19 protein-coding genes are annotated in these 12,871 nt (G+C 67.9%); 4 read left to right on the top strand and 15 right to left on the bottom strand.

Translation table 11 applies throughout. The features are described 5' to 3' along the window. Positions 1 to 43: 43 nt before the first annotated feature. From JK361_RS40020 to JK361_RS40085, 14 genes are all read right to left on the bottom strand, one after another. Positions 44 to 1,279 carry a tyrosine-type recombinase/integrase gene (locus tag JK361_RS40020; RefSeq protein ID WP_201828059.1) on the bottom strand — a complete coding sequence of 412 codons (1,236 nt, stop codon included), beginning with the start codon at positions 1,277 to 1,279 and terminating at the stop codon, positions 44 to 46. After that, the gene (locus JK361_RS40025) at positions 1,279 to 1,482 is read right to left on the bottom strand and encodes a helix-turn-helix transcriptional regulator (protein WP_201828062.1); all 204 of its coding nucleotides are present in this window, start codon (positions 1,480 to 1,482) and stop codon (positions 1,279 to 1,281) included. The genes JK361_RS40020 and JK361_RS40025 overlap by 1 nt, the downstream gene beginning before the upstream one ends. A 2-nt stretch (positions 1,483 to 1,484) precedes the next feature. Then, a complete protein-coding gene (gene repSA / locus JK361_RS40030; RefSeq protein WP_201828065.1) occupies positions 1,485 to 2,861 on the bottom strand; it encodes a replication initiator protein RepSA in 1,377 nt (458 codons plus the stop codon). Then, positions 2,854 to 3,039 (bottom strand): hypothetical protein, encoded by a 186-nt coding sequence (locus tag JK361_RS40035; RefSeq protein ID WP_201828068.1) that lies wholly within the window; start codon positions 3,037 to 3,039, stop codon positions 2,854 to 2,856. Before JK361_RS40035 ends, repSA begins: the two co-directional genes overlap by 8 nt. An 86-nt stretch (positions 3,040 to 3,125) precedes the next feature. Beyond that, positions 3,126 to 3,677, bottom strand: a complete 552-nt coding sequence (locus JK361_RS40040; RefSeq protein ID WP_201828071.1) for a GGDEF domain-containing protein — start codon at positions 3,675 to 3,677, stop codon at positions 3,126 to 3,128. A gap of 94 nt (positions 3,678 to 3,771) precedes the next feature. Then, positions 3,772 to 4,086: a SpdD-like protein gene (locus tag JK361_RS40045; protein ID WP_201828074.1), complete on the bottom strand. Its 315-nt coding sequence runs from the start codon at positions 4,084 to 4,086 to the stop codon at positions 3,772 to 3,774. 16 nt (positions 4,087 to 4,102) lie between these two features. Then, positions 4,103 to 4,261, bottom strand: coding sequence for a hypothetical protein (locus JK361_RS40050; protein WP_107051289.1), 159 nt, complete (start codon positions 4,259 to 4,261; stop codon positions 4,103 to 4,105). Between the two features lie 11 nt (positions 4,262 to 4,272). After that, positions 4,273 to 4,464: a mobile element transfer protein gene (locus JK361_RS40055; protein ID WP_201828076.1), complete on the bottom strand. Its 192-nt coding sequence runs from the start codon at positions 4,462 to 4,464 to the stop codon at positions 4,273 to 4,275. Between the two features lies 1 nt (position 4,465). After that, on the bottom strand, positions 4,466 to 4,660 hold the full coding sequence (locus tag JK361_RS40060; RefSeq protein WP_201828079.1) for a hypothetical protein: 195 nt from the start codon (positions 4,658 to 4,660) through the stop codon (positions 4,466 to 4,468). A gap of 20 nt (positions 4,661 to 4,680) precedes the next feature. Next, entirely contained in the window at positions 4,681 to 5,349 is a 669-nt protein-coding gene (locus tag JK361_RS40065) for a DUF2637 domain-containing protein (RefSeq protein WP_201828081.1), read from the bottom strand. Next, the gene (locus tag JK361_RS40070) at positions 5,349 to 5,507 is read right to left on the bottom strand and encodes a hypothetical protein (RefSeq protein ID WP_201828083.1); all 159 of its coding nucleotides are present in this window, start codon (positions 5,505 to 5,507) and stop codon (positions 5,349 to 5,351) included. Before JK361_RS40070 ends, JK361_RS40065 begins: the two co-directional genes overlap by 1 nt. 4 nt (positions 5,508 to 5,511) lie before the next feature. Continuing rightward, the gene (locus JK361_RS40075; RefSeq protein ID WP_201828099.1) at positions 5,512 to 5,649 is read right to left on the bottom strand and encodes a hypothetical protein; all 138 of its coding nucleotides are present in this window, start codon (positions 5,647 to 5,649) and stop codon (positions 5,512 to 5,514) included. A gap of 54 nt (positions 5,650 to 5,703) precedes the next feature. Then, positions 5,704 to 7,059: an FtsK/SpoIIIE domain-containing protein gene (locus JK361_RS40080; RefSeq protein WP_201828085.1), complete on the bottom strand. Its 1,356-nt coding sequence runs from the start codon at positions 7,057 to 7,059 to the stop codon at positions 5,704 to 5,706. 2 nt (positions 7,060 to 7,061) lie between these two features. Then, positions 7,062 to 7,415, bottom strand: a complete 354-nt coding sequence (locus JK361_RS40085; protein ID WP_201828087.1) for an SCO3933 family regulatory protein — start codon at positions 7,413 to 7,415, stop codon at positions 7,062 to 7,064. 147 nt (positions 7,416 to 7,562) lie between these two features. On the opposite strand from JK361_RS40085, the gene JK361_RS40090 reads away from it, so the two are divergent. The 3 genes from JK361_RS40090 (at position 7,563) to JK361_RS40100 (ending at position 9,885) form a co-directional block, all read left to right on the top strand. Next, positions 7,563 to 7,931: a GntR family transcriptional regulator gene (locus JK361_RS40090; protein ID WP_201828089.1), complete on the top strand. Its 369-nt coding sequence runs from the start codon at positions 7,563 to 7,565 to the stop codon at positions 7,929 to 7,931. Positions 7,932 to 8,165: 234 nt separating this feature from the next. After that, positions 8,166 to 9,380, top strand: coding sequence for a helix-turn-helix domain-containing protein (locus JK361_RS40095; protein ID WP_201828091.1), 1,215 nt, complete (start codon positions 8,166 to 8,168; stop codon positions 9,378 to 9,380). 19 nt (positions 9,381 to 9,399) lie between these two features. Next, positions 9,400 to 9,885, top strand: a complete 486-nt coding sequence (locus JK361_RS40100) for an NUDIX domain-containing protein (RefSeq protein WP_201828093.1) — start codon at positions 9,400 to 9,402, stop codon at positions 9,883 to 9,885. Positions 9,886 to 10,260: 375 nt separating this feature from the next. On the opposite strand, the gene JK361_RS40105 is transcribed toward JK361_RS40100, so the two are convergent. Further along, complete coding sequence (locus JK361_RS40105; protein WP_201828095.1) at positions 10,261 to 11,706, bottom strand: hypothetical protein; 1,446 nt, start codon at positions 11,704 to 11,706, stop codon at positions 10,261 to 10,263. An 808-nt stretch (positions 11,707 to 12,514) separates the two neighbouring features. Here JK361_RS40105 and JK361_RS40110 point away from each other — a divergent pair. Beyond that, on the top strand, positions 12,515 to 12,670 hold the full coding sequence (locus JK361_RS40110; RefSeq protein ID WP_201828097.1) for a hypothetical protein: 156 nt from the start codon (positions 12,515 to 12,517) through the stop codon (positions 12,668 to 12,670). The last annotated feature ends 201 nt before the right edge of the window (positions 12,671 to 12,871 follow it).

Raw genomic sequence — 12,871 nt, forward strand, 5'->3', positions numbered from 1 at the left:
AAGTCAGACGATCTACCCCGTGACCTGCCGGTTTCCCGCGTCATCACTCCCCCTGGGCCGTCGTGGGGCCGTCATCGGTATCCGGGCCGTCCGCGAACACTCGGTTCACCGCCTCGCGGGTCCGCTTCTCGCTGCTGGGCATCAGGTGGGTGTACGTCCGGAGGGTGAAGCCCGGGTCATGGTGGCCCAGGTACTCGGAGAGCGCCTTGATGCTCTCGCCCGCATCTAGGAGGACGGAGGCATAGAAGTGCCTCAGCGCGTGCATTCCGCTCGCCCGACCAAGAGGGACGCCCGCTGCCTCAAGAGCTGGGCGCCAGGCCCCGCGGTTGAAGTCGTTGCGGTTGATCGGACGGCCCTGGTCCCGATGGAAGATCAGAGAAGCAGCCACCGGTGCTCCGTCGACAGCGCGCCAAGGCAGCGTCACGGAGGCCGGCGGATGCTGACTGATGTGCTCCTCGATCGACCGAGCGACGCTCTCGGGCAGCGGGACCGTCCGCTCCTTGGCTCCCTTGGGCGGCGCGAACACCGGCCGGTTGCGGATCAGCTTGACCTGCCGCACGACGTGAACCACGCCGTCGATGAAGTCCACGTCTTCCACCGCCAGGCCCAGGACTTCACCCTGGCGCAGGCCGCATCCGCCAGCGAGGTCCACCATGGCCCGGTACTGCTCGGACAGCGCCGAGCGGACCGCGAGAACACGCTCGCGCTGCCAAGGAACGATCCGACGAGGGTCGAGCTTCGGCGCGCGGACAGATGACGACCGGCAGGGGTTTTCAGGGATCAGACGGTCGTCCACAGCCGCTGTCAGCATGGTGGAGAGATTGGCGAAGATCACCCGCTGATAGGCGGGTGCCACTCCCCCGTCGTGTAGCTTCCGCAGCCACTCGCGGATGTGCGTCGGCCGGAGTGAGCCCAGCGTGCGGCTGCCCAAGTAGGGCAGGACGTGCAGGCGGATGCGCTGCTCGGTGCCCACGAAGGTGCCGGGGTCCATGGTGAGCGACGCCAGCCACCGTTCGGCGTGCTGCCGCACAGTGAGGCGACCGGCCTGCGGATCGATGTACTGCCCGCGCGCCATGTCCGCCTCGACCTGCGAGAGCCACTGTTCAGCGAGCCGCTTCTGCCGGTCGGGGAAGCTTTTCGACTTCTCGGTGCCGTCCGGGCCGACGTAGCGCGCGCGGTAGCGCAGGCCGACGCCGTATCGCTCGGTCTTGACTTTGACGACCTTGCCAGTGGGACCAGGCTCGGTCTTGTACCAGCGGTCTTGAATGTGCCCGGCCATCAGGCTGCCTCAGCCTCTTCAAGCTGGGAGTCCACCCAGGCCCGTACGTCGTTCGGGTCGAAGCGCAGGTGCCGGCCGACACGGAAGCCGCGGGGGCCGGTGTGCTTGCGGCGCCACTGGTAGACCGTCTCGACGCTGGGGAGCTCGAACATCTCGACCAGGTCCTCGGGGGTCAGGAACCGGTTCGGCAGCTCTGAGGCCATGGTCAGCACTCCCTTTCGTTGAAGAGTTGGTCGCGTAGTGCTTCGCGGGCGGTTTCGCGGTTGAGTTGGAGGTCGCGGGCGATGGTGGCGGCGAGGGCGGATTCGCCGGGGGTGTGGCCGTGGCCGGCGTACTGCCAGTCGGCCAGGACGAGGACGGTGTCCGGCTCCTGGTCGTCGAGGCCGAGGGCGGCGTGTTCCTGTGCGGCGCGGTAGTCGGCGCGGGCCTGGCGGAGGGCGCCGAGGGTGGTGGAGTAGCGGCGGGACTTGGAGGAGAAGTGGCCGCGGAAGCCGAGCATGTGCGCCCAGGCCCACAGGCGTCGGTCCGGATAGAGCGGGTCGAGCAGTTTGCAGGCCTCGATGAGGCGGCGGGTGTGGTCGGGGACGCCGTGGCGGTCGAGTTCGGAGAGTTCGCCGATGCGTCGGTCGAGGGTGCCGGTGTTCTCGGCGGCTTTGGTGGCGTACTTGGCGACGTAGGAGGCGACGGCCTGTTCGGTGATGTCGGAGCCGTCCCCGAAGGCCTTCACGGGGCGGACGTCGAGCTGTCGGCCCCAGCGGAAGGTCCGGGCGGGTTGGTCGGCGGCGGCCGGGACGGAGACCGAGGTGTAGGCGTGCGCGGCGGCGGCCCGGATCGCGTCAGTGAGGAGGTCGACCGTGGCCCAGGTCGGCGGCGGGGTGCCGGGGCCGTCCGGTCCGTCGATGCGGATCACCGCATGGAAGTGCAGGGCCCCGCGCTTCTGGAACTCCGCGACCTTGCCGTACGACAGCCGGGCGCATTCCTTCAGTGCCCGCTGTGAGAGGCCGGCGCGGGCGGCGACCTCTCGGCGGAGCCGGTTGGTGAAGCGCTGCCAGAGCTGTCCGGCGTGGTTGTTGAACAGCACTGCGCCCGCGTAGTCGTACGTGTCCGGGTCGAGGGCGGTGCCGAGTGCGGGGTCGTCGGCGGCGTGGCGGGTGCCGCAGCGGCAGACGCCTCGGTCGGGCCGGTTGTGCACGCGGCCGAACGAGGGTGCGGTGAGGGTGGCGAAGACGCGGGGGTGGTCGCGGACGGTGGCGGGGATGTCGCGGCGGTCGTCCCCGGCGAGGCCGGCGCGGATGAGGTGGTAGGTGTCGCCCGCGTAGGTCCAGGCGCAGGACGGGCATCGGGAGGCGCGGCGGTTGCCGCAGGCGAGGCGGAGGCGTCCGCCGGGCTCGTTCTCGGTGGAGTAGTGGTGCAGGGTTTCGCCGGTGGTCTTGTCCTTGTGCAGGACCCAGCCGGTCAGGTGGATGGGGTCGGCGCAGCCGCCGGTGCGGCGGATCTGCTCGTGCCAGCGGTGGTAGTCAGAGGCCGAAGCCACCCTCAGCAGGTCGCCGAGGGTGGCACGGTCGAGCAGCTGCTCAGGCACGGGCGCCCTCCGGGAAGCGGCGGACGGTGGCGGTGCCGGTGCCCTGGCAGGCCGGGCAGTGGGCGGTGATGGTGCGCAGGCAGCCGCGAGAGTCGCGTCCGCCGAGGGTGATTGCGGCGGAGGCGAAGCCGTCGCAGGCCGGGCAGATCCTCGGCGGGGGCGGGGTGCGGTGGGCCATGATGGTGGTTCCTTTCGATTGCGGTTGGAAGGAACGGCCCCGGGTGGCGGCGTGCTTTGGCGGCTTGTGCGCCACCCGGTGGCCTCTCAGCGAGGGGTGCGGGAGCCCCGGCGGGTACGGCCCTTGGTCGCGTACATGGCCGCGTCGGCGGCGGCGAGCGCGTCCGTGAGGAGCGGCACCGCCAGCTCCGCGACGGGGCAGACGCCGACCGAGGCGGCCAGCGGGAGCGACGTCCCGGCGTAGGGCAGCGGCTGGTGAAGTGCGGCGGTCAGCGCGTCGAGGTCGACGGCGGCCAGGTCCCGGATCACGGCGACGAACTCGTCCCCGCCCAGGCGACCGGCGGTGCCGTTGCGTCCGCACCAGGTGCGCAGCCGGGCGGCGATCTCCACCAGGGCTGCGTCCCCGGCGGCGTGGCCGTGGGTGTCGTTGAGGGTCTTGAAGTGGTCGAGGTCGACCAGGAGGACGGCGGCGGTCGGGTGCCGGCGGATGCAGTGCTCGGCGCGGGCGGTCCATCCGGCGCGGGTGAGCAGGCCGGTGAGCGGGTCACGGCGGGCGGATACGAGGCGGCGGGTGAGGATGCCGCCGTGCACGGCCCAGCCGAGTAACGGCACGATGTTCGCGGCCATGTGCAGGTTCATGTCTTTGTCCCTTGGCGATGGCGGTTGGCTTGGCGGAGCCCGGTCCCGGGAGCGGCGGCGTGCTTGGCGGCTTGTGCGTCGCGCCTGGGACCGTTCAGCGGCGGTGCTGCGAGGTGATGAGTGAGCGGATGACCAGGGCGCAGACGGCGACGGATGCGCCGGTGATGGCGACCGCCAGGAGCATGGAGACCAGGACGGCGCCGACGACCAGGACCACGGCCGTGCCGCCGCCGACGAGGGCGAGGACGGCGCCGGGGGTGAGCTGGACGGTGGGCCGGGAGGGGACCTGGGGGGCCGGAATCGGGGCGGGCGTCGGGTGGTGCTGGACCACGGTGGTCGGCTCGATGACGGCGGGCGGGGAGACGAGTCCGGTCGGGGTGGGCATGGTCGGGATCTTCGGGCGGAGCATGGCGGTTCTCCCTTCGCTACTTGGTGAGGGCGGTGTCGATGGCGGGGGCCAGGACGCTGTCGGCGAGGAGGTAGCCGCCGAGGAGGAGGACGGCGATGAGCCAGGCCGGCGGGCGGATGAGCTTGACGCCGAGGTAGCCGACGACGGCCAGCGCGAACCAGAGCGGGACCTGCATGGCGGTGTCTCCTAGCGGACGCGGCAGCGGTGGGTGCGGGCGGCGAGCTGGGCGGCGGTCTGGCTGGAGTAGTCGGCGGACCAGCCGCAGCGGTCGGCGGTGCAGACGGCGGTGTACTTGGTCCGGCCGTTGCGGTCGCGGTGGGTGCCGATCTGGACGGGGCCGATCCGCATCAGGGAGTGGAAGTTGTCGCGGGCGGGCATGTCAGTCGCTCTCCTTCCGGGTGGTGGTCGGGTCGGGGAAGCTGGCACGAATACCGGCGGCGGTGGCCGGGTCGGTGGTGCGCCGGGCGGCTTCCTCGGCCAGCAGGTGGGCGAGGTAGGGGCGGCCGGTAGCGGTCATCTCCCTGGCGCCGTCGAGGTAGTCGGCAGCAGTCAGGTCGGCGGGGTCGGAGGTCATCTGTCGTCCTTGCTTCCGGGTCAGGCGAGCTGGGCGGCGATGGCGTCGGCGAGGTGGGGCGGGACGCCGAGGCGGGCGCGCAGGGTGTCGGTGTCGATGGGGGCGCCGGTGCGGTCGCGGTAGTCGGCGGCGACCTTGCGGGCGTGGTCGACCAGGACGGCGGGGACCGCGGGCACCGGGTCGGCGACCGGGAGCGCCGCCGGTTCCTCCGCCGGGGCCGGGGTGGGCTCCGGGTCCGGGGCGAGTTCGGGGGCCGGTTCGCGGTCGGCCGCGATGTCGGGATCCGGGGCCGGGGCGGGTGCCGGCGGTTCGGTCGTCGGTTGCTTGGCCGAGTGGGCGAGAAGGGTGCCGCCGAGGAAGGCCAGGGCGGGCCATCCGGCGATGCCCAGGCGCAGCAGGGCGGGCGGGTCGGTCAGGTCGAGGAATCCGGCGGTGGCGACGTTGGCGCCCAGCGAGGCGAAGAGGGCGATGAGGAACCAGCACCAGGCCAAGCGGGACGGGCCCTCACTGCGGAGCCGTCGCCAGGCGGCGACCAGGAGCAGGTCGACGGAAACGGGGTAGGCCCAGGCCTTCCAGCCGTCCTGTCCGGCAGCGGCGGCCAGGTCGTGCAGGTGGGCGAAAGACAGCGCTCCGGCGATGACGGCCTGGACCAGGACGGCGTCGACGCGCAGGCCGTGACGGGCGGCCATCAGGACTCCTCACCGGTCGGCGGCTGCGGGAGCGAGGCGGCCAGGGACGGGCTGACGGCGTCGACAAAGTGGAGGTCGGCGCCGGTGGTGTCGGCGTAAAGGGCGAGTTGGCCCAGGAGCAGGACGGTGCGGGCGAAGTCCTCGCACTCGGGGCACATGGCGTCAGTCCTCCGGAGTGTCGTCGCCGGCGGTCTCGTACCAGGGGCAGTCGCGTTCGTCGTGGTCGGTACCGGTCTCGGCGCCATCGAGGTCGCCGCAGTGCTCGCAGAACATCGGGAGGGCCTTTCTGGGATCAGGCATGGCAGGGGTAGGACCTGGCGCGAAAGCGGTCGCGCCCGCCGGGGAGCGGGGTGGTCAGGCCGTGGCAGGCGCCGTCTTGGACACCGACACTGCGGTTGCAGCGAGGGCGGTCAACTCCGGCCGGAAGGGAGTCAGCTCAGGCAGGTCCGGTGTGCGGTCGGCATGCCGGTTGCAGGTGTTGACGGCCTGCCGGAGCGAGGTGTGCGGGGCGCGGATGCGGTGCCAGCCGCCGGTGGAGTCCCCGGCGATGGCGAGTCCGCGCAGTTCGGCGGGGATCTGGATGGCGGCCATGACGGCGTCCGGGGAGATGTCGCCGAAGGCCATGTTGGCGCTCGTCTCGTCGTTGACGCGGTGGGCCGTCCGGCCGGTGAGCTGGGCGCGGAGCATGGTGATGCCTTTGCCGAGTTCGGAGCCGAAGCGCTGACCGCAGATCTCCAGGTAGATGCCGGCGGCGCGGCCGAGCTGGGCGAGGCGGACCAGGGCGGTGATGATCCGGTCGCGGCGCTTCTCCTCGTCCTTGCCGGCGAACAGGGCGAGTTCGGCGACCTCGTCGACCAGGACCACGACCGGAACTGGCCGCAGGTGCTCGGGCAGGTCCCAGATGTCGGCGGCTATCTCGGCGTCCGGGACGCCGGCGGTGATGCGCTGTTCGGCACGGATGAGCTGGTAGATCCCTTCCATGCGGGTCACGAGCGCGTCGAGCAGCTCGGCGGCGGTGTCGGGGTTGTCGGCGAGGGCGGAGAACCGGCGGGCCAGCGGGAACAGCTCGACTCCTTGCTTGCAGTCGATGCCGACCAGGGCGACGTCCATCGAGGCGAGCCCCGCGACCAGGTTGCGTTGATAGACGGACTTACCCGACTCGGTGGCGCCGAGGGTGAGGGCGTGCGGAACGGCACGGTAGTCGCGGTAGTGCACCGAGCCGTCCTCGCGCAGGGCGACCGGAATCCGCATCGGCCGGGTATCGACCTTGGCGGGCATCTGCACCCGCTTGAGGACGTCGTAGCCGGTCATCCGCACTTCCACGACACCGGAGCGCAGCTCACGCGAGGTGACGCCGTACATCGAGAACGAGTGGCGCAGCCGGTCCGAGGCAGCGGCGACGTCGAAGGCGTCCTGGCCGGGGCGCAGTCCCAGCCGCAGGATCAGGCCGGTCCGGGTCGGGCTGAACCGCAGGATGCGCGGTGGGCGGGACTCGGGGACCGGCCGGTTGGCCATCCGGGCTAAGGTCAGTCGCCAGCGTGAGGGCGGGACGGTCAGCCCGCAGGCGTCCATGACGGAGGCGTAGCGGATCAGGACCCGCAGGCTTGCCAGAGTGACGCCGAAGGTCAGCCAGTACCAGGCGGGGCGCCGCCACCGCAGGAGACCCGCAGCGGCGACGACCAGCACCAGAGCGACCGTGAACGCGGCCATGATCAGGCCGCCTTGGAGTTCGCGGCGGCGGCGAGGGACGTGACCGCAACGGCGCGGAAGGCGATGCCGTGGCGCTTCTGGCCGTTGAAGTCGTTCTCCCACGGCCGGGCGATCAGGCCCGTGAGCGCGACCGGGGTACCCATGGTCAGCTCACCGGAGATGCCCGGTTCGGGGACGGTGATGGACAGGATCTCCACCTCGTCGTTGGCAGCGAACATCACGTCGACGGTCATCAGCTTCGCGCCGGTCTCGACGTCGGTGGCGATCTCGCCGGTACGGCGGTCCTTGACCTTGGGCTGCGGGGTCTTTGCAACCATCACGGTCGCGGCGGAGGTGTCGACGGGGATCTGACGCATGAGCGCGCTCCTCAAGACTCGAACTTGACGTACTTAGTACGTCGACTCGCTACGAGAGTGCACCTAACCTACTTAGTACGTCAAGTGCTTCTCGACGGGTGTCGGTTGAATGTGCTGCACTTAGTGCGACAAGCACTGAGAGGGGCTATGGCCGAGTTCACCGGGCGGGCGAAGTACCTGGAGATTGCCGACGACTTCAAGAGGCGCATCCGGCAGGGAGAGCTGGAACCCGGCACCAAGCTGCCGTCCGAGACCGAGCTGATGAACGACCACGACGTCTCGCGGACCGTGGCCCGCCAGGCGATCTCACGTCTCCGTGAAGACGGCTACGCGATCTCCCACCAGGGCAAGGGCAGCTTCGTCACTCTTCCCGAGGAGCCCCGCCAGACGAAGCACAGCCCGGAGTTCGAGGAGATCGCCGCCTATCTGTCCGACGTACGGCGCGAGGTGCGTCGGCTCGCGGAGCGGATGGATCAGCTTGAGCAACTGGTGCGTAAGCAGCCGCAAGACGGCTGACCAGCTCGTCGGCACGGCGTGCGATGACGTTCACCTCCTCGGCCAGCTCCTTCACTTCTCGGGTCAGCTCCACCACTTCGGCCGGCGTCAGCGGCATCGTGGCTCCTTCGTCGCTTGTTCGGCCTGGCGACCTCTCGGGGTAGCTACGACGCTAGGGGCGAGGCGGCGCACTACCCCGGAAAATTCCTCCGGGGTCCCATAGGGAGATGGGAAGACGCTCTAGCCATGCGAGGAATGACGACGAACCTGACGATCGGTGAACGAGTCGCTTGGTACCGCCGAAGGCGGGGGATCTCCCAAGAGGTCCTGGCCGGACTGGTGGGCCGCACGGTGGACTGGCTGAGCAAGGCGGAGAACAACCGGATCGAGCTGGACCGGCTCTCCGTCATCAAGTCGCTCGCCGACGCCCTGGACGTGACGCTCGGCGACCTGCTGGCTGAACCCACCCTCCTGGAGTGGACGTCCGACAGCGGCACCCGCACGGTGCCGGCACTCCGCTCAGCCCTCATGAACTACCGCCAGTTGACACCACTGTTGGGCGTCGCCACCGAAGGCGAGCCGACGTCGCTCGACGAGCTGAGCCGCAATGTCGCAGAGGTCTGGGACGCCTACCAGGAATCACGCTATGGCTTCGCGACCCGGCGCCTGCCGCTGCTGCTGGCCGACGCACTCATCGCTGCCCAGTCGTACCAGGGCCGGGAGCGAGAGCGGGCACACGAGTTGATGGCTATGACGTACCAGGGCGCGGCCATGGTACTGACCAAGCTCGGTGAGGCCGACCTGGCATGGATCGCGGCTGACCGCGGCTTGGCGGCAGCACAACAGTCCGGCAACCCGGTCGTCACCGGTTCTCTCTTCCGATCCGTCGCGCACTGCCTGCTGTCCAACGGCCGGTTCGATGCAGCCGTTCAGCTGGTCGGGGACGCGGGCGAGTACCTCCGGCCGGGTCTCCAGGAGGCGACGCCCGAGTTCTTGTCCATTTACGGGACTCTATTCCTGGCGGGGTCCATGGCCTCAGCCCGTGCGGACGACCGGGCCACGACGCGGACCTTCCTGGACGAGGCGAAACGGGTAGCCGACCGCCTCGGCACCGACGCCAACCACGTCTGGACCGCCTTCGGGCCGACGAACGTCGCCATTCATCGAGTGGCCACGGCGGCCGAGCTGGGCGACATGCAGGTAGCGGTCGACCTTGGTCCGCAGATCGACACGACAGGACTGCCGACGGAACGCCGTACGCGACACAACCTCGAAGTAGCTCGGGCCCTCAGCTCCCACAACCGCATGGACGATGCGCTCGCCAAGGTCCTCGAAGCAGAGAGCTGGGCACCGGAGCAGGTGCGGAGCCACTACCTGGCGCGGGAGCTGGTGCTCACCTGGGTGCGAGGGCAGCGCGGCCGGCCGAGCCGGAACCTGGCGGACCTGGCCGACAGGCTGCGCGTGGTCTGAGCTGGGTACCCTCGGCTGCATGGCGCCGAATGCACACGAAGCGAAGATGGCGCACCCGCGTATGGCAGCGGGTGTGCTCTTCTTTGATGCCGCCGGGCGGGTCCTCATGGTGGAGCCCTCCTACAAGGACTACTGGGAGATCCCCGGCGGGTACGTCGAGATCGGCGAGTCCCCGTTGCACGCCGCCATCCGTGAGGTCCAGGAGGAGCTGGGGATCACACCGCCCATCGGGCGCCTGCTCGCGGTCGACTGGGCCCCCAACGAGGCCGAGGGCGACAAGGTGCTGTACCTGTTCGACGGCGGCCAACTTAGCCAGGACCGGTTGGCAAGCGTCAAGCTCCAGCCGGAAGAGCTGAAGGGCTTCGCCTTCGTCTCTGCGGACCAGCTGGCCGAGCGGACGATCCCACGATTGGCCCGACGTATCAGGGCGGCTGCCGAGGCCAGGGCCAGTTCCACTCCGGTGTACTTGGAGCACGGCGAGGAGCCGAAGAGCCGGGCTGCATGATCGATTCCTCGATGCCAGGTCACTAGCGCGGTAAGACTTTCCCTACATCATCAAGGCCCGCGCACGGCGCGGGCGCGCGCCGCCTTATCGGCGGGGCCGCCGCCCTGTCTTCGCCAGCGGCGGCCCCGCCCGGCGGCGCGCTGCGTGCATGCGGACAGAGGTAGGAAAACCCCCTGTGGCTGAGGCCGGTCGGCTCCACGGCTTTAGGCAGCCAATTTGGCGCGAGCCTCGAAGATCATGGCCCAAAATCGGGCACTAACGGGCAGGCTCACAAACCTGCCCGATCCGCTGGCTAGCGTAATGGGCCATGATCACTCGCGCCAAATCAGCTCCAGCCCAAAGCCGCTCCGCCGACCTCACACTTTAGGGGCCATCTCATTTCTTCGCTGTGAAATGTGCAGTAACTTTCGATGCATTTGCGAAGCGTTCAACGATAGTTGGATCGATCGACACACTAACGATGGCTGCAAGCATGAGGAGGAATGAACCAACGGTGGGGCTATTGGTTTTACCCAGCCAGCCGAATGGGTCCATGAGCACGACGTAGGCGGAGCCAATCATTAGACTCAAAGCTATCAGATGCCGCGTAATTCTTAGCATCCTACGTCGCAGAAGCTCTCGCCCAGACACTTCCGATACTAGCAGCTCCCAGTCACCTCGACTTGCATCAAGCAAAGCAGCTGCAAAAGCCTGACTCATTTCCTCCAACCGTTCACCCCCTATTGATGCTACGGTTTTCCATCTGCGAGCTGAAGCTGCTATACCCTGACCAAGATCGGCGACTGCACTGTCCGCAATGTGATCTCCGACTTTTAGACTCCGTCTCCAATTGCCCTCGGCTACATGAGCGACCCGGTCCAGGCATCGCAGCATGTTTCTCCGCTCGTCGCTTGCTATATAAGGCCGAAAGCCTTCCGTTGCGCCATTAGCTCGATCGAGCGCAGCTTGCGACCAGCTCGCCAGATTCAACAGCTCTAGCAGCATGCGAGAGGCAACAACGGCGTCCGCTGGCTCCTTAGGCCCAGCCCTGTAAAGTAAAGAACTGCCAGCAGAGATGATGAAGGCAGCTACAACGAGGGCCAGAAACCACTTTAGGGCGTAGACCGCACACAGGTCGGCGTGAGCCATCACGTCATGATACTTTCGCGGAACGTGTTCCTTTTGACGCGATACCTGCTGTCTAAGATCACGCTGCCACCGGCCCTCAAAAAGCATGTAAGCGACACCAGTCATGACAGCAGCTCGCCATAACTGAACCGACTTAGGTAAAGTTGCGCGCAGCAGTGCCAATATCCTCCCATGGAGTGCCATAAGAAGAGCCAGCAGAACAAAGGCAGCCAGCATCCCACCGGCTCCGATCTCCTTGAAGTCGTCTTCCTGAACCAGCCACGGCCAGACCCATCCCAGAGGGAAGATGACAACCAGAAATATGATCGGAAAAACAAAAAAACCGTGATCTTCAACGAAGTCATCAAGGACTAGTGACCAGCTCGCGCGGGAATTGTCAGTCCAGTGCGCAGCACGAATCGCCTCCGCAACCACTGTTGCATCTTCAGCATCAAGGGCTTTTAGCTCATGCACTCGACTGGCCTGAATTCGCGCATTTAGCCTTAGCCGCTCCGCTCTCTTTTCGGGCAGATCGACTATCCCCTGAAGCTGCCCAGAAAACCAAAGTGCGATTACTTGCCGAATGGTCTCTGGAGGGTCACCGTCTGGATGGGACGATTGCCACCAGTCAATTGTGTCACGTCGAATGGCACTACGCAGTCGCGCCAATTCACGTCGCAAGTTCGGCTCAGGTGGTCGATTCGCCTCTACCATCTTTCAATCTCCCCCTCAGGCCTACCGGCGCTCTGCCTGATCCAGAAGCCCCTGCACCAACCTCAGTGTCGGCCAGCCTAGCGACGACCACTGTCACCTATCAGCGATATTGACGAGCGCAGCCCACGACGAAATGCAACGGCCGGTGGTGCCGAGCCGCTCATGGACACGCAAGCGCCCTCCCGGGCCGTCCTCGGGCCGTGGAAGGGCGCTCAATAGTGACCAACGCCGCCAGATGCCGACGGCGCAGCAGCAGGTCAGGGCGTTGATCGATTAGACGGCCGCAGGTCACGGCCGCCAATGGTCAGTTTGTGGCTGAGCTGAGCCATCGTCTCCTGAGCGAGGGCGTGCCGCTGACCGCTGCGTGGATGGCATGGACGGCCGACGGTAGCCACTCCCAGCGAACACGCGTGGCATCGGCGGGAGCTCGCCCGCCGGCAGTCACGCCTACTGGGCCCGCCCATGGGATATCGCTCGAACCCAGGGACAGACGCTGCGAAACGCCCGATACTGGGTGCAGCTGAGGGGAGGGGCTTTAGTGATGTTGAGACAGTGGGCACAGCGGCGTTACGACAAAGCTCAGGCGGAGTACTGGCAGAGCATTGAGCCCGTGCTTGAGCCTGGAGAACGGAAGATTGCCAGTGCGCCCGCACGGAACCTGTGGGACGCCCCTCAGGATGGCGTCCTGTTCCTCACGGACCGAACCATCTACTGGGGTGCCTGGCTGGGACAGGGGAGGCAGACCAGGCCCATGTTCGCGCAGGATCTTCGAGAGTGTCCGAGCGCACGCATCGGCGAGCAAGGCACGTTGGACGTAGCAGTGAGTGGTGAGCACGTAGGGTCGTTCGCTTCGTTCGCGCCAGCCCCCGGTGCCCAGTGGAGCTTCACCGAGTTCTGCAAGAGCTTCGGCCAGGCCATGGCGAACAGCAAGGAGCTGCCACCGGCCACCGAGACCCCCCTCTAGCGACTTGGCAGGCTAGGCAGCCACGGTGGACGAGGCCCGGCAGGAAGCCAGGTCCCGCCGCGAAGTCCGGGCCGTCCCTGGGCCGTGCGAGGCTGCCCGACGCCGACCGACAACGACAGAAGCCCACGGCGTCTGAACTGGTCAGAGCCGTGGGCTTCGTCAGCCTCGCTGGTGGGCGAGAGCAGTGATCAGTAGACCGGC

Source organism: Streptomyces musisoli (assembly GCF_016741855.1).
In the GTDB taxonomy this organism is placed as follows: domain Bacteria; phylum Actinomycetota; class Actinomycetes; order Streptomycetales; family Streptomycetaceae; genus Streptomyces; species Streptomyces musisoli.

Excerpts from the sequence above, each read along its gene's own strand:
- JK361_RS40020 (WP_201828059.1), bottom strand. The coding sequence starts at position 1,279 with ATGGCCGGGCACATTCAAGACCGCTGGTACAAGACCGAGCCTGGTCCC.
- JK361_RS40025 (WP_201828062.1), bottom strand. The coding sequence starts at position 1,482 with ATGGCCTCAGAGCTGCCGAACCGGTTCCTGACCCCCGAGGACCTGGTC.
- JK361_RS40035 (WP_201828068.1), bottom strand. The coding sequence starts at position 3,039 with ATGGCCCACCGCACCCCGCCCCCGCCGAGGATCTGCCCGGCCTGCGAC.
- JK361_RS40040 (WP_201828071.1), bottom strand. The coding sequence starts at position 3,677 with ATGAACCTGCACATGGCCGCGAACATCGTGCCGTTACTCGGCTGGGCC.
- JK361_RS40045 (WP_201828074.1), bottom strand. The coding sequence starts at position 4,086 with ATGCTCCGCCCGAAGATCCCGACCATGCCCACCCCGACCGGACTCGTC.
- JK361_RS40050 (WP_107051289.1), bottom strand. The coding sequence starts at position 4,261 with ATGCAGGTCCCGCTCTGGTTCGCGCTGGCCGTCGTCGGCTACCTCGGC.
- JK361_RS40055 (WP_201828076.1), bottom strand. The coding sequence starts at position 4,464 with ATGCCCGCCCGCGACAACTTCCACTCCCTGATGCGGATCGGCCCCGTC.
- JK361_RS40060 (WP_201828079.1), bottom strand. The coding sequence starts at position 4,660 with ATGACCTCCGACCCCGCCGACCTGACTGCTGCCGACTACCTCGACGGC.
- JK361_RS40065 (WP_201828081.1), bottom strand. The coding sequence starts at position 5,349 with ATGGCCGCCCGTCACGGCCTGCGCGTCGACGCCGTCCTGGTCCAGGCC.
- JK361_RS40070 (WP_201828083.1), bottom strand. The coding sequence starts at position 5,507 with ATGTGCCCCGAGTGCGAGGACTTCGCCCGCACCGTCCTGCTCCTGGGC.
- JK361_RS40075 (WP_201828099.1), bottom strand. The coding sequence starts at position 5,649 with ATGCCTGATCCCAGAAAGGCCCTCCCGATGTTCTGCGAGCACTGCGGC.
- JK361_RS40080 (WP_201828085.1), bottom strand. The coding sequence starts at position 7,059 with ATGGCCGCGTTCACGGTCGCTCTGGTGCTGGTCGTCGCCGCTGCGGGT.
- JK361_RS40085 (WP_201828087.1), bottom strand. The coding sequence starts at position 7,415 with ATGCGTCAGATCCCCGTCGACACCTCCGCCGCGACCGTGATGGTTGCA.
- JK361_RS40090 (WP_201828089.1), top strand. The coding sequence starts at position 7,563 with ATGGCCGAGTTCACCGGGCGGGCGAAGTACCTGGAGATTGCCGACGAC.
- JK361_RS40095 (WP_201828091.1), top strand. The coding sequence starts at position 8,166 with ATGACGACGAACCTGACGATCGGTGAACGAGTCGCTTGGTACCGCCGA.
- JK361_RS40100 (WP_201828093.1), top strand. The coding sequence starts at position 9,400 with ATGGCGCCGAATGCACACGAAGCGAAGATGGCGCACCCGCGTATGGCA.
- JK361_RS40105 (WP_201828095.1), bottom strand. The coding sequence starts at position 11,706 with ATGGTAGAGGCGAATCGACCACCTGAGCCGAACTTGCGACGTGAATTG.